8 protein-coding genes are annotated in these 14,158 nt (G+C 67.9%); 5 read left to right on the top strand and 3 right to left on the bottom strand.

Annotation, left to right across the window (positions count from 1 at the left end; translation table 11 throughout):
• Positions 1–3: 3 nt before the first annotated feature.
• Together MNR01_RS09635 and MNR01_RS09630 are read left to right on the top strand one after the other, a co-directional pair.
• Positions 4–1,491 (top strand): MFS transporter, encoded by a 1,488-nt coding sequence (locus MNR01_RS09635; protein ID WP_241917611.1) that lies wholly within the window; start codon positions 4–6, stop codon positions 1,489–1,491.
• Between the two features lie 11 nt (positions 1,492–1,502).
• On the top strand, positions 1,503–3,197 hold the full coding sequence (locus tag MNR01_RS09630) for an alpha-amylase family glycosyl hydrolase (protein ID WP_241917610.1): 1,695 nt from the start codon (positions 1,503–1,505) through the stop codon (positions 3,195–3,197).
• A 39-nt stretch (positions 3,198–3,236) separates the two neighbouring features.
• On the opposite strand, the gene MNR01_RS09625 is transcribed toward MNR01_RS09630, so the two are convergent.
• Together MNR01_RS09625 and MNR01_RS09620 are read right to left on the bottom strand one after the other, a co-directional pair.
• On the bottom strand, positions 3,237–5,204 hold the full coding sequence (locus MNR01_RS09625; protein ID WP_241917609.1) for a S9 family peptidase: 1,968 nt from the start codon (positions 5,202–5,204) through the stop codon (positions 3,237–3,239).
• 74 nt (positions 5,205–5,278) lie between these two features.
• Positions 5,279–6,331 carry a LacI family DNA-binding transcriptional regulator gene (locus MNR01_RS09620; protein WP_241917608.1) on the bottom strand — a complete coding sequence of 351 codons (1,053 nt, stop codon included), beginning with the start codon at positions 6,329–6,331 and terminating at the stop codon, positions 5,279–5,281.
• 410 nt (positions 6,332–6,741) lie between these two features.
• On the opposite strand from MNR01_RS09620, the gene MNR01_RS09615 reads away from it, so the two are divergent.
• Positions 6,742–8,106, top strand: coding sequence for a glutamate--cysteine ligase (locus MNR01_RS09615; RefSeq protein ID WP_241917607.1), 1,365 nt, complete (start codon positions 6,742–6,744; stop codon positions 8,104–8,106).
• A 69-nt stretch (positions 8,107–8,175) separates the two neighbouring features.
• Here the strand turns inward: MNR01_RS09615 and MNR01_RS09610 are convergent, their stop codons facing one another.
• Positions 8,176–9,816 (bottom strand): hypothetical protein, encoded by a 1,641-nt coding sequence (locus MNR01_RS09610; protein ID WP_241917606.1) that lies wholly within the window; start codon positions 9,814–9,816, stop codon positions 8,176–8,178.
• A 214-nt stretch (positions 9,817–10,030) separates the two neighbouring features.
• On the opposite strand from MNR01_RS09610, the gene ppc reads away from it, so the two are divergent.
• Both ppc and MNR01_RS09600 read left to right on the top strand, forming a co-directional pair.
• Entirely contained in the window at positions 10,031–12,787 is a 2,757-nt protein-coding gene (gene ppc / locus MNR01_RS09605) for a phosphoenolpyruvate carboxylase (protein ID WP_241917605.1), read from the top strand.
• Between the two features lie 161 nt (positions 12,788–12,948).
• Positions 12,949–14,058 (top strand): S-(hydroxymethyl)glutathione dehydrogenase/class III alcohol dehydrogenase, encoded by a 1,110-nt coding sequence (locus tag MNR01_RS09600; RefSeq protein WP_241917604.1) that lies wholly within the window; start codon positions 12,949–12,951, stop codon positions 14,056–14,058.
• Positions 14,059–14,158: the final 100 nt, after the last annotated feature.

Genomic DNA, 14,158 nt, shown 5'->3' with positions numbered 1-14,158 from the left:
CCAATGACCACAAAACCGCAGCTGACGTTCTGGCAGATCTGGAACATGTGCTTCGGCTTCCTCGGCATCCAGTTCGGATTCGCCCTGCAGAACGCCAATGTCAGCCGCATCTTCCAGACCCTCGGCGCCAGCGTGGACGAGATCCCGGCGTTGTGGATCGCCGCACCGCTGACCGGGCTGATCGTGCAGCCGATCGTCGGCTACCTGTCCGACCGCACCTGGACGGGACTGGGGCGGCGCCGTCCTTACTTCCTCGTCGGCGCGGTGCTGGCGACGCTGGCGCTGCTGGCGATGCCGAACTCGCCGACGCTGTGGATCGCCGCCGGCCTGCTGTGGGTGCTCGACGCGTCGATCAACATTTCGATGGAGCCCTTCCGCGCCTTCGTCGGTGACCAGCTGCCGACCTCGCAGCGCGCAGGCGGCTACGCCATGCAGAGCTTCTTCATCGGCGTCGGCTCGGTCATCGCCAGTCTGCTGCCGTGGTTCCTGGCGCAGGTCGGCGTCGGCAACACCGCCGGCCCCGGCGAAGTCCCCGACACCGTCCGCTATGCCTTCTACTTCGGCGGCGCGGTGCTGATGCTGTCGGTCGGCTGGACCATCCTCAGCACCCGCGAGTACCCGCCGGACGTGCTGCGCGCGCACGACACCCTGCAGCGCGCGCCGCGACGCACGCTCGACCACGCGCGCGCGCGCCGCAACGGCCTGGTGTGGCTCGCGCTCGGCGCCGCCGGCGCCTTCGTGGTGTTGCACTACGCGCTCGACAAGCAGCTCTACATCCTCGCCGGCCTGGCCGCAGGCTACGGACTGGCGCTGCTGCTGGTGACGCTGGCCAGTCGCGACAGCGCCTTCGCCCACATCATCGGCGACATGCACGACATGCCGGCGGAGATGCGCCGCCTCGCCGTCGTCCAGTTCTTCTCCTGGTTCGCCCTGTTCGGCATGTGGATCTACACCACCGGTGCCGTCACCGCTGTCCACTACGGCAGCAGCGATACCGCTTCGGCCGCGTACAACGAAGGCGCCAACTGGGTCGGCGTTCTCTTTGCGGCCTATAACGGCTTTGCTGCGCTGGCGGCGGTGGTGATCCCGTGGATGGTGCGCCGCATCGGCCTGCGCATGAGTCACCTGATCAACGTGTGGCTCGGCGGCCTGGGGCTGATCTCGTTCCTCTTCATCCGCGATCCGCACTGGTTGCTGCTGTCGATGGTCGGCGTCGGCTTCGCCTGGGCTTCGATCCTGTCGCTGCCGTATGCGCTGCTGGCCGACAGCGTGCCGTCGGAGAAGATGGGCGTGTTCATGGGCATCTTCAACTTCTTCATCGTGATCCCGCAGCTGATCGCGGCGAGCCTGCTGGGTTTCCTGTTGAACACATTCTTCGGCGGACAACCCATCCAGGCGCTCACCATCGGTGCCATCAGCCTGTTTGTCGCCGGCCTGTGCGTGCTGCGCGTGCGCGACCCGCGTGCGGCCACGCTTGCCGCCAGCCATTGAGACGTGTGCCAATGCCGAACCTGAAACTCCGCCCACTCGCGGCCCTGCTGCTGGCCGCGATCTGCGCGCAGGCGACCGCCGCCGACAGCGCGCCGCAGTACTACGGCACGCTGGAGCCGTTCGCCAGCGAAGCGGTGTACTTCGTTGTCACCGACCGTTTCGTCAATGGCGACACGGGCAACGACCACCGCGACCAGGGCGGACCGGACCCGGCCACGCGCAGTTTCGACCGGCCGGTGCCGGGACCGAATGGCGAGACCGACAACATCGGCTACCTCGGCGGCGACTTCAAAGGCGTGCTCGACAACGTCGGCTACATTCGCGACATGGGTTTCACGGCGGTGTGGATCACGCCGATCGTCGACCAGCCCGATGCTGCCTTCACCGGCGGCAAGCCGGTCAGCTGGGGCAGCTTCTGGACCGACCAGGGCAAGACCGGCTACCACGGCTACTGGGGCGTGAACTTCTACAAGCTCGACGAGCACCTGCCCAGTCCGGGCCTGGATTTCGCCGGGTTCACCCAGGCGATGCACGGCCAGCAGATGAAGGTGGTGCTCGACATCGTCGGCAACCACGCCTCTCCAGCGTTCTCGATGCCACGCAGCCAGCCGGAGTTCGGCAAGGTCTACGATCGCGCCGGCAAGCTGCTCGCCGATCACCAGAACCTGCCGCCGGAAAAGCTCGATCCAGCGCACAACCCGCTGCATGCGTTCTACCGCTCGCCGGCGGAGATCGCCGAGCTGGCCAGCTTCAACGACGGCAATCCGGCCGTGCTCGACTATTTGTCAGGTGCGTACCTGCAGTGGCTGGGGCAGGGCGCCGATGCGTTGCGCATCGACACCATCGGCTGGATGCCGCACGGGTTCTGGAAGCAGTTCGCCGACCGCATGCGCGCGCAGCGGCCGGGCCTTTTCATGTTCGGCGAGAACTTCGAGTACGACCCCGACAAGATCGCACCGCATACCTGGGCGAAGAACGGTTCGATCAGCGTGCTCGACTTCCCGATGAAGGAGCGCATGGCGCAGGTGTTCGGCCGTGGCGACAAGCCCTACGGTTTCGAGAACCTGCAGCCACGGCTGTACCTGCAGGGCGGGCCGTACGCCAACCCGTATGACCTGATGACGTTCTACGACAACCACGACATGCCGCGCCTGGACGCCAGTGACGAAGGTTTCATCGACGCACACAACTGGCTGTTCACCGCGCGCGGCATCCCGGTGGTCTATTACGGTTCGGAGGTCGGCTTCATGCGCGGCCGCGCCGAGCATGCCGGCAACCGCAACTACTTCGGCCAGCAACGGGTCGACGCCGCGGTCGGCAATCCGATCCGCGAGAACCTCAAGCGCATCGCCACCGTTCGCGCCGCCTCGCCGGCGCTGCAGCGTGGCGTGCAGCTGGACGTGCTGCTCAAGGGTGACCGTGCCGCGTTCTATCGCGTGTACCAGCACGAAGGCGTGTCGCAGATCGCGCTGGTGCTGTTGAACAAGGGCGATGCGCCGGTGGCATTCGAAGTGAAGCGCTGGCTGCAGGCGGGGCGCTGGAAAGCGGCGATCGGCGGTGGCGCGGTGGATGTTGCCGATGGCAAGGCGCTGGCGGCGACCGTGCCGGCGCACGGCGCACAGGTGTACCTGCTGGATGCGCCGGTGGAGCGCGCCGACCTTCGGCGCGAACTGGACGCGGCGATGCGGACGAAGCGCCCGCAGTAGCAAGCACCCTCTCCCTGGCCGCTGGGGAGAGGGCCGTAATTACTTGGCCGCCGAGGCGGCCCCGCTGCCGGCCTTGGCACCGCCAAGGTGACGCCCCAGGAAGTCCAGCAATCGGCCGTAGAACTCGGTCTGGTGCTCCTGCGTATAGAAGCCGTGGCCTTCGGTCGGGAAGTACAGCGTCTCGACCGGAACGCCGGCCGAGCGCAATGACGCCTCCATCAGCTTGCTGTGCTTGATCGGTGCGATCTCGTCCTTGCCGCCGGCCGCGAGGAACACCGGAACCTTGATGCGGTCGGCAATACGATTGGGTGAGCGTTGCTCCAGGGTGTCGCGTTCACCCATCCAGTCGTTGGACCAGTTGCGCATCCACCTGGCTTCGGACGAGTTGGCCTCGTGCTTCATGGGCAGGTCGTACACGCCGACATAGCCTGCAGCACATGCGTACAGATCCGGTTCGCGCGCCGCGCCCATCATGGCCGCGTAGCCGCCGTAGCTGGCACCGTAGATGCAAAGGCGCTTGCGATCGGCGATGCCCTGGTCGATGGCCCAGCGGGTGGCATCGGTGACATCGTCCTGCATCGTTCCGCCAAACTGCCGCGCACCTGCCTGCAGGAACGAGCGGCCGTAGTTGCCGGACCCGCGGAAGTTGACCTGCAGCACGGCGTAGCCGGCTGCGGCCAGTATCTGCGACTCGCGCCCGAAGCCGATCTCGTCGAACAGGCCAAATGGGCCGCCGTGCGGCACCACGACCATCGGCAGGTTCTTTCCAGTCGAACCCGGCGGCAGCGTGAGGTAGCCGTGCAGGCGCACGCCGTCCCTGGCCGCAAGCTCGATGGATCGCGTCGGCGCCATCTTCCCGGGGTCCAGCCAGCCGGCGCGGCTGAACAACAGGCTTGCGTGGCGGCTCTGCGTATCGAACAGGTAGAAGTCGCCCGGATTGCGGTCGCTCGACACCAGTACCAGGCACAGGCGCCCGTCGGCCGTGCTGGAGGTGACTTCCACGGTCTGGTTCGCGAACGCCTTCTCCAGCATCCGCTGCAGCCTGGCCCGGGTCGAAGTCTCGTCGAAGAAGCGGCTTTCGATCCGCTCCCTCATGTACGTCGCGCCGACCGGAACGCTGCCGTCGTGGTCGAAGATGATCTGGTATGGGTCGACGTTCGGGTCGGCCAGCAGTTCGCGGCGCTGGCCGGTGGCCATGTCCATGGCGACGATGGCATCGGGGCCGCGTTCGCGTTCGACCTGGAGGTAGGCAGTGCGATTGTCGGCCGCGAAGCCCAGCGCCCATTCGACGTGGCCGCTGGTTGCTTCGTCGTTGATCAGCCGCCAGTCGCCGTCGCGGCCCTCGCGGTAGTACAGCTTGCTGAAATTGTCATTGCCGGCGCCGCGCGCGAAGCGGACTTCGCCGGAGCGGTCGGTAGTGAATCGGGCGCGCCTGACGGGCGCGGTCGCAACCGTCGACTGGCGGCCGCTGTAGACGTTCAACTGGTCGATGCGCGTCTGCGGATTGGCACTGTATGCCTGCACCGAAATCAGCACGTTGCGGTCGTCCGCGGGCAGGTCGTCGATCAGGTACGCCGCGGTGAAGCCGTCGAACTTGACCACCTGCACGAGCGCGGTGGATTCATCGTTTCCCACCAGCTTCTTGGGGGACGATCCGTCGGCGTTGATGGCGTGCAGTTCACCGGTCGGCAGCGGCTTCTCCAGCGTGCTGAAGCGCTCGGCCATGCTGATCACGACACGTTCGTCGTTGACCCACCAGAAGTCGTCGACTTCCGAGTTCTCGCCGCCTGACACCTTGGCGGTGAAGGTCTTGTCGGCGCGCCGGATCACGACCAGGACCGTGCGATCCACCAGCGGTACGGTCGCGGCGTAGTACTCGCCAGTCGGCGAAATCTTGATGGCGCCGAAGCTGTCCTTCTTGAGGAAGGCCGGAACATCGACCTGGGCCACGGCCGGAAACGTCACGGCCATCGCCATCACGACGAGCAATCGTCTGAACACCTTCATCCCCGTTCCCCGTCCCCGTTCCATGTCCCGCGCCCGCGTTGCACGGGCCCCCGGGGGCATAGCCTAAAGGAGAATCAGGCCCCGCTCGACTTGCGCACCACCAGCGACGCCGGCAGCGTGATGCTCTGCGTCGCCTCGCCGTGCACCTGGCGCATCAGCGTCTCCACCAGCAGTTCGCCGGCGCGCTTGGTGTCCTGGAATATCGTGGTCAGCGGCGGCGTGGCGAAACGCGCCATCGGGATGTCGTCAAAGCCGACCACGGCGACGTCTTCCGGCACGCGCAGGCCGGCATCGGCCAGCGCGCGCATCGCCCCGATGGCGATCAGGTCGCTGGCCGCGAACACCGCATCGAAGGCACCACCGCGCTCGATCAGCTCGGCGGCGGCGTTGTAGCCGTCCTCCTCCGAGCTCTCCGCATCGACCTGCAGGATCGCTTCCATCGCCACGCCGACTTCGCGCATGGCTGCATCGCAGCCGCGGAAGCGGTCGAAGAACTCGGGGCAATGGCTCGAGGCGCCGCCGAGGAAGGCGATGCGACGACGCCCCAGGCCGACCAGGTGCTCGCCGGCCAGGCGGCCACCGTTGAAGTTGTCGCAGCCGATCGACTGACCGGGCTGGTCCGGCAGCACGGCGCCCCAGCGGACGAAGCGCGTGCCCTGCTCGACCAGCTTCTCCAGCTTGCCCTGGTAGGCCAGGTAGTCGCCGTAGCCGAGCAGGATCAGGCCGTCGGCCTTCATGCTGTCCTCGTAGTCGGCATGCCAGTCGTCGGACAGCTGCTGGAACGAGATCAGCAGGTCCTGGCCCTCGCGCGCGCAGGCGCGGGTGATCGAGCCGACCATCGACAGGAAGAACGGGTTGATGTGCGACTCGTCCGGGGTCGGGTCCTCGAACAGCAGCAGTGCCAGCGTGCCCGAACGCTGCGTGCGCAGGCTCGAGGCGTGGCGGTCGACCTTGTAGTTGAGCTCGCGGACGGCGTCCTCTACCCGGCGCCGGGTTTCGGCATTGACCAGCGGGCTGCCGCGCAGCACGCGCGATACCGTTGCCTGCGAGACGCCGGCCCGGTGGGCGATGTCGAGCGAGGTGGTCTTGGTCTTCTTGCTGCGACCGATGAACTGCAATTGCGACATTCGGCCAGTGTAGGCAGCACTGTCCCATAAGGCATGCCGCAGCGCAGCGCGGGCGGAATGGGGGCATGCCTGGTCCCGGGTGCGCTTCGCTTACCCGGGCTACGACTCCGGGGCACTCTGTAGCCCGGGTAAGGCCAAAGGCCGCACCCGGGTCCGCCACCAGGCCCCCTGTCGATAGCCAAAAGGCGACCTACAGCGTTTCAAGGCCGCCATTGTTCCAGATTCGCGCACCGCTACACTGCGCAAGGCTTGCTATCACCGGGTACGTCCCCACCATGCAGGTCAGGTTGATGCCTTCACGTCGCCGGTTGCGGGAGTAATCGCGACACTGCATCGCCGTTCCGCGCTTTGGCCACATCGCGCGAGCAGGGCAACGGCCCTGCAGATGGAGTTCCCCCCGCGAGGTGCACGTGTCCGGTCCCAGTCATGTCAAGGAAGTAGCCATTGAGGGCCGGGCCGACCTGGTCGAGTTCCTCAGCTCCGGCGCGCGCCCGCGCGAGGACTGGAAGATCGGCACCGAGCACGAGAAGTTCGGTTTCCGCAACGATGACCTGCGCCCGCCCACCTTCGACGGTGATCGCGGCATCGAGGCGCTGCTCAAGGGCCTGACCCGATTCGGCTGGCAGCCGGTCGAGGAGCATGGCCGCGTCATCGCGCTCACCCGCGACCAGGCCTCGGTATCGCTGGAGCCGGCCGGCCAGCTGGAGCTGTCCGGCGCGCCGCTGGAGAACCTGCACCAGACCTGCAGCGAAACCTCCAGCCATCTCAAGGAAGTGCGCGCGATCGCCGAGCCGATGGGACTGGGCTTCCTCGGCATGGGCTTCCAGCCCAAGTGGCGCCGCGACGAGATGCCGTGGATGCCCAAGGGCCGCTACAAGATCATGCGCGAGTACATGCCCAAGGTCGGCTCGCTCGGCCTGGACATGATGACCCGCACGTCCACCGTGCAGGTCAACCTCGATGTCGGCTCCGAAGCCGACATGGTGAAGAAGTTCCGCGTCTCGCTCGCGCTGCAGCCGATCGCGACCGCGCTGTTCGCCGACTCGCCCTTCACCGAGGGCAAGCCCAACGGCTACCTCAGCTACCGTTCGCACATCTGGACCGACACCGATGCCGGCCGCACCGGCCTGCTCGATTTCGTCTTCGAGGACGGCTTCGGTTACGAGCGCTATGTCGACTACCTGCTCGACGTGCCGATGTACTTCGTCTACCGCGACGGCGAGTACATCGACGCCTCCGGCCAGTCCTTCCGCGATTACCTCGACGGCAAGCTGCCGGCCTACCCGGGCCAGCGTCCGCTGCTGCGCGACTGGGCCGACCACAGCACCACCGCCTTCCCGGAAGTGCGGTTGAAGAAGTACCTGGAGATGCGCGGCGCCGATTCCGGCCCGTGGAACCGCATCTGCGCTTTGCCCGCGTTCTGGATCGGCCTGCTCTACGACGATACGGCGCTCGACGCCGCCTGGGACCTGGTCAAGGATTTCACTCTGGAAGAACGCCACGCCCTGCGCGATGGCGTGCCGCGCCAGGCGTTGAAGCTGCCGTTCCGTGGCGGCACGGTGCTCGATCTTGCACGCAGGGCGCTGGAGATTTCCGCGCACGGCCTGGCCAGGCGCGCACGCCTCAACCGCAACGGCGCCGACGAGTCGATCTATCTGGATCCGATGATGGAGTTCGCCGAGGCCGGCATCACCCCGGCCGAGCGCAAGCTCGAGTTGTTCCATGGCCCGTGGGGCGGCAACGTCGATCCGGTCTTCACCGAGTTCGCCTACTGAGCCCGTGCAGGCAGGCCAGGCCACCGACCGTTGACCGGGGTGGCCTGCGATGCGCACTCCGGGCGCATCCTAGAACCGCGAAGCCGCCAGCTTCACATCCGCCCATTCCCACGCTGCCGCATAGCGCCGCTCGGCATCGCCCGGATCCTGCTTGAGCTTCTTCTGTGCCTGCGCCAGGCCGTACAGCGACCAGCCGTTCTCCGGATACGTCTTCAGATCCTCCTGGTACACGGCAACCGCATCCTTCGCACGCCCGGCATCGAGCAGCGCCGCGCCCAGGTACGGCCGTACCGGCAGCGGCCAGTCCGCTGGCTCGTTGTAGTTGAGCTTGTCCTCGGCGGCGACGGCGTCGCGCAACGCGGCGAGGCCGGTGTTGCGCTGACGCTCGGCCAGCGCGATCTCGCCGCGCAGCATCGGCTCGGCAACGGCAAGCACCTTGTCGGCGCTGTTCATGCCGAACAATCCCACTTTCGCCAGCGCCGGGTCGGCGCCAATGGCCTGCAGCGCGCGCAGCTCCTTGCGCGCGGCGGCCGGTTTGCCGGTGCGCACCAGCGCCATGCCGCGGGCGAAATGCCAGACCCCTTGCGGGAACGGCAAAGCCGCCGGCGCCTCCTGCGTCGCCAGTATCTGCTCCCATTCGCCGAAGCGGACCTGCGCGAACAGCGGCGTGACCAGGAACTGCTGCATGAAGCTCATCGCTTCCATCTGCTGCGGGTCGACCCGCTTGGCGGTCTGCTCGGCGGCCTGCATCGTCAGCGTGCGCGAGCCATGCAGCGCCGCGGACATCGCCGCGAAGTGCCAGTTGTGCGGCACGTAGCCCAGCGGGTACGCGCCGTTGCTGCCGCGGCATACGGCAAGGAAATCCTTGTCGGCGGTGCTGGCGGCGAAGTTGCTCAGGGTGGCGTCGTGGTAGCGGCCGATGCGGATGTAGACATGCGCAGGCATGTGCACCAGGTGACCGGAACCCGGCGCCAGCGCAGCGAGCTTGTCGGCATAGCCTTCGGCGCGCTTGGGGTCGTTCGACGCTTCGACGGCATGGATGTAGTAGTGGGCCGCACCGATGTGGTCGGGATTGCGTTGCAGCACCTTCTCCAGCATGGCGACCAGGGTCCCGGTATGCAGGCCAGGCTGGCCGTCGGCGTCCCAGTACGCCCACGGCGACAGGTCCATCAGCGATTCGGCGTAGAGCGTGGCGATGTCGTCGTCGTCGGGGAACTGCGTCGCGGCCTCACCCATCGCCTTCGCATAGGCCTCGTCGAGTGCCTTGCGATCGTCGGGTGCGGGGGCGGTGTAGCGCTTGGCCAGTGCCGCGATCAGGGCGCGGTCGGCCGGTTTGGCGCCTTTGGCCAGGTCCTGCGCGCGCGTGGCCAGCAGGGTCGCATCGGCCGCCAGCTCCGGCGGCATCGGCAGGTTGATGTTGGGACCCAGCACCAGCGCCTGGCCCCACACGCACATCGCGCACTTGGGGTCGAGGCGCTCTGCTTCGGCAAATGCGCGGCCGGCCGCCTCGTGGTTGAAGCCGTAGGCCAGGCGCAGGCCCTGGTCGAAATAGCGCTGCGCTTCCGGCACGCGCGTGCCGATGTCGCGGTGCAGTTGCCCGAACGTGTCGAACAGCGGCGGCGCCGCCGCAGCCTTCTCGTCACGGGGGGCAGGGGCTTCGCAGGAGAGCAGGGCGAAGCAGCTCAGCAGCAGAACCAAGGTTCGGGTCATGGGTTATCACCACGAGATGCGGAACGGGGTCCACTCCTTCCCGGGAGTGGAGGGCGCGAAGGACGGCGTGACGGCATTCTGGACATGAAACGCCATGGGCAGGCCCGGGAGGCCGCCGCGGGGGCATGAACACGACTCCGGAGCCCCGTCCCATCCGTTGCGCCTGAAACCGTCGCCGTTAATTGTTGCAGTGCGGTAGGCTCGGCGGATGACCATGAGCCGCACGATCCAGTCCGCCTCCGAGTCGAGTGCGGAGCCCGCCGAAGAACCCTTGCGCGTCGTCGAGTTCGCGCCCAACGACGCGCTCCTGCGCGAGGACGTCAAAACCGTCGGTGCCCTGGTCGGCGAGATCCTGGCCGAGCAGCGGGGCCCGCAGTTCCTGGCCGAAGTCGAGCGCCTGCGCCGGGCCGCGATCCGCCGCCGCGAAAGCCAGGCGCCGGTCGCCGAACTGGCGCAGGCACTGGCCGGCACCGAGCTCGAACATGCCAGCGACCTCGTCCGTGCCTTCGCCACGTACTTCCAGGCGGTCAATGTCGCCGAGCGCGTCCATCGCATCCGTCGCCGCCGCGACTACGAGCGCCGCGGCGCCAGTGCGCAGCCCGGCAGCCTGCGCGAAGTCCTGTCGTCGCTGGCCGCGCAGGGCGTGAGCCTGGACGAAGTGGTCGGCCTGCTGTCGCGGCTGCGCATCGAACCGGTGTTCACCGCGCACCCGACCGAAGCGGTGCGACGCGCGCTGCTGGAAAAGGAACGGCAGATCGTCACCTGCCTGATCGACGACATCGACCGCAGTCGCACGCCCTACGAACACCGCGCCGACCTGGAGCGCATGCGACTGGCGCTGACCGCCGGCTGGCAGACCGCCGAAGCCTCGCCGGTGAAGCCGAGCGTGGCCGACGAGTTCGAGCATGTCGGCTTCTACCTGTCGGAAGTGCTGTACCGGGTGCTGCCGGTGTTCTACGAAGTGTTCGAGGACGCCCTGCGCGAAGCCTACGGTGAGGCCACGCCGGCGCCGGACGTGATCGGCTTCGGCACCTGGGTCGGTGGCGACATGGACGGCAACCCGAACGTCGGCGCCGACACCATTGCCGCCAGCCTGGCCGGCCAGCGCAAGCTGGTGCTGGGCGCGTACCGCCAGGAAGTATCGGCACTGGGCGAACTGCTGAGCCAGTCGCTGGGACGCGTCAGCGTCGCCGACGAGGTGATGGCGCGCATCGAGGAATACCGCTACCTGCTGCCCAAGGCCGCCGCGGCGTTGCGCCCGCGCCACGCCGACATGCCCTACCGCAACCTGCTGGCACTGATCGGAGCGCGCCTGCGCGCCACTGCTGAGGACCATGTCCACGGGTATCCGGAGGCTGCGACTTTCCTGGCCGACATCTCGCTGATCGAGCGCAGCCTGGCAGCGCACCAGGGCGAGCACGCCGGCGGTTTCGCCGTGCGCCGCCTGCGCCGCCGCATCGAATGCTTCGGGTTCCATCTGGCCAGCCTCGACCTGCGCCAGGATTCGGCGACGCACGACGCGGCATTGGCCGAGCTGCTCGCCGATCCCGCCTGGGAATCGCGCACCCGCGAACAGCGCGCGCAGCGACTGCACGCCCTGCTCGACGGCAGTGCGCCGGCGCCGACGCTTGGCAATGGCCAGGCGCGGCCGACGCTGGAGGTGTTCCGCGCGGTGGCGCGACTGCGCCCGCGCTACGGCCCGCGCGCCTTCGGCCCGTACATCGTCAGCATGAGCCGCAGCGCCGCCGACGCACTGGCGGTGCTGGCGCTGGCACGCATCGCCGGCTGCATCGATGGCGACGGCCGGGTGCCGCTCGATGTCGCGCCGCTGTTCGAAACCGTCGACGACCTCGATGCCGCTCCCGATACGCTGCGCGCGCTGTTCGCCGACCCGGTCTATCGCCGCCACCTTGCCGCGCGCGGTGACCGCCAGGTGGTGATGCTGGGGTACTCCGACAGCGCAAAGGATGGCGGCATGCTGGCCTCGCGCTGGGCACTGCAGCGCACCCAGATCGCGCTGACGGCACTGGCGCAGGAAAGTGGCGTGCGCATTGCCTTCTTCCATGGCCGCGGCGGTTCGATCAGCCGCGGTGGCGGCAAGACCGAGCGCGCGGTGATCGCCGCGCCGCGAGGTTCGGTCGACGGTTACCTGCGCTTGACCGAGCAGGGCGAGGTGATCCACCGCAAGTACGGCATCCGCGCGATCGCGCTGCGCAACCTCGAGCAGGCCGCCGGCGCGGTGATGCGCGCGACCCTGCGGCCACGGCCGCCGGAGCCGCGCGAAGCCACCTGGCGCGCCATCACCAACGAGCTGTCGGCCAACGCGCGCAGTCACTACCGCGCGCTGGTGCACGAGCATCCGGATTTCCCGGCCTATTTCCGCGCCGCCACGCCCATCGACGTGATCGAGCGCCTGCGCATCGGCTCGCGTCCGGCCAAGCGCGCCGGCGACGGCGACGTGTCGTCGTTGCGGGCGATCCCGTGGGTGTTCGCCTGGTCGCAGAATCGCGCCGGCCTGACCGCCTGGTACGGCGTCGGCAGCGCGCTGACGCAGGCGCTGCAGACGCATGGCCGCGACACACTGGCAGAAATGGCGCGCGACTGGCCGTTCTTCGGCACCCTGGTCGACGACCTGGAGATGATGCTGGCCAAGTCCGATCCGGCGATCTTCGAGCGCTATTCGCAACTCGCAGGGGACCTGCACGAGCGCTTCCACCCGGGCATCGCCGCGGAGTTCGAGCGCACGCGCGCTGCGGTACTGGCAATCAAGGGCAGCGACGAGCTGCTGGCCGGCGACTACCGCCTGCGCCAGTCGATCCGCTTGAGGAATCCGTACGTCGACCCGATCAGCCTGCTGCAGGTCGACCTGCTCGCCCGCTGGCGCGCCGCCGGGCGTCCCGACGATGCGTTGCTGCAGGCGCTGGTGGCCACCGTCAACGGCATCTCCGCCGGCATCCAGAACACCGGCTGACGTAGCCCGGGTAAGGCCAAAGGCCGCACCCGGGGTCATGGGCGCGTCTGCCCCGGGTGCGGCCTTTGGCCTTACCCGGGCTACGGCCTGATGTGGGCAACACTGGCTTTACACCCGGGGCCTAGAATCATCGGCTGTTCCCCGCTCCGGATCCGCCTCCCATGAAAAGCCGTGCCGCCGTCGCCTTTGCCCCGGGCCAGCCGCTGCAGATCGTCGAAATCGACGTCGCCCCGCCCAAGGCCGGCGAAGTGCTGGTGAAGATCACCCACACCGGTGTCTGCCATACCGATGCGTTCACGCTCAGCGGCGACGACCCGGAAGGCATCTTCCCGAGCGTGCTCGGCCACGAAGGTGGCGGCATCGTCATCGAAGTCGGCGAAGGCGTCACCAGCGTCAAGCCCGGCGACCACGTGATCCCGCTGTACACGGCCGAATGCCGCAAGTGCAAGTTCTGCCTGTCGGGCAAGACCAACCTGTGCCAGGCCGTGCGCGCCACCCAGGGCAAGGGCCTGATGCCCGACGGCACCACGCGCTTCTCCTACAACGGCCAGCCCATCTACCACTACATGGGCACCAGCACCTTCAGCGAGTACACGGTGGTGGCGGAAGTCTCGCTCGCCGTGGTCAACCCGCAGGCGCCGCTGGAGAAGGTCTGCCTGCTCGGTTGTGGCGTCACCACCGGCATCGGCGCGGTCCACAACACCGCCAAGGTCAAGGCCGGCGACAGCGTCGCGGTGTTCGGCCTGGGCGGTATCGGCCTGGCGGTGATCCAGGGCGCGGTGCAGGCCAAGGCCGGGCGCATCGTCGCCATCGACACCAACCCGGGCAAGTTCGAACTGGCGCGCAGCATGGGCGCGACCGACTGCATCAACCCGAAGGACCATGACAAGCCGATCCAGGAGGTCATCGTCGAGCTGACCGACGGCGGCGTCGACTTCAGCTTCGAATGCATCGGCAACGTCGACGTCATGCGCGCCGCATTGGAGTGCTGCCACAAGGGCTGGGGCGAGAGCGTGATCATCGGTGTTGCCGGCGCCGGCCAGGAAATCCGCACGCGGCCGTTCCAGCTGGTCACCGGCCGCGTCTGGCGCGGCTCGGCCTTCGGCGGCGTCAAGGGCCGCACGCAGTTGCCGGGCATGGTCGAGCAGGCGATGAAGGGCGAGATCCAGCTGGATCCCTTCATCACCCACACGATGCCGCTGGAGCAGATCAACGAGGCGTTCGACCTCATGCACGAAGGCAAGTCGATCCGCACCGTCATCCATTTCTGAGGGAGCCACGCACCGGGGGGCACCCGCGTCGCTGCGAACCTGCGACGCCACGACTGGAGGTGAACGATGAACAGTGCAGTGGCCGTCCACCCATCCGTGG

The organism is Lysobacter sp. S4-A87, from assembly GCF_022637455.1.
GTDB lineage: Bacteria > Pseudomonadota > Gammaproteobacteria > Xanthomonadales > Xanthomonadaceae > Lysobacter_J.
The sequence above is the reverse complement of the archived record's forward strand: the minus strand, read 5'-3'. Positions and strand labels throughout refer to the sequence as shown.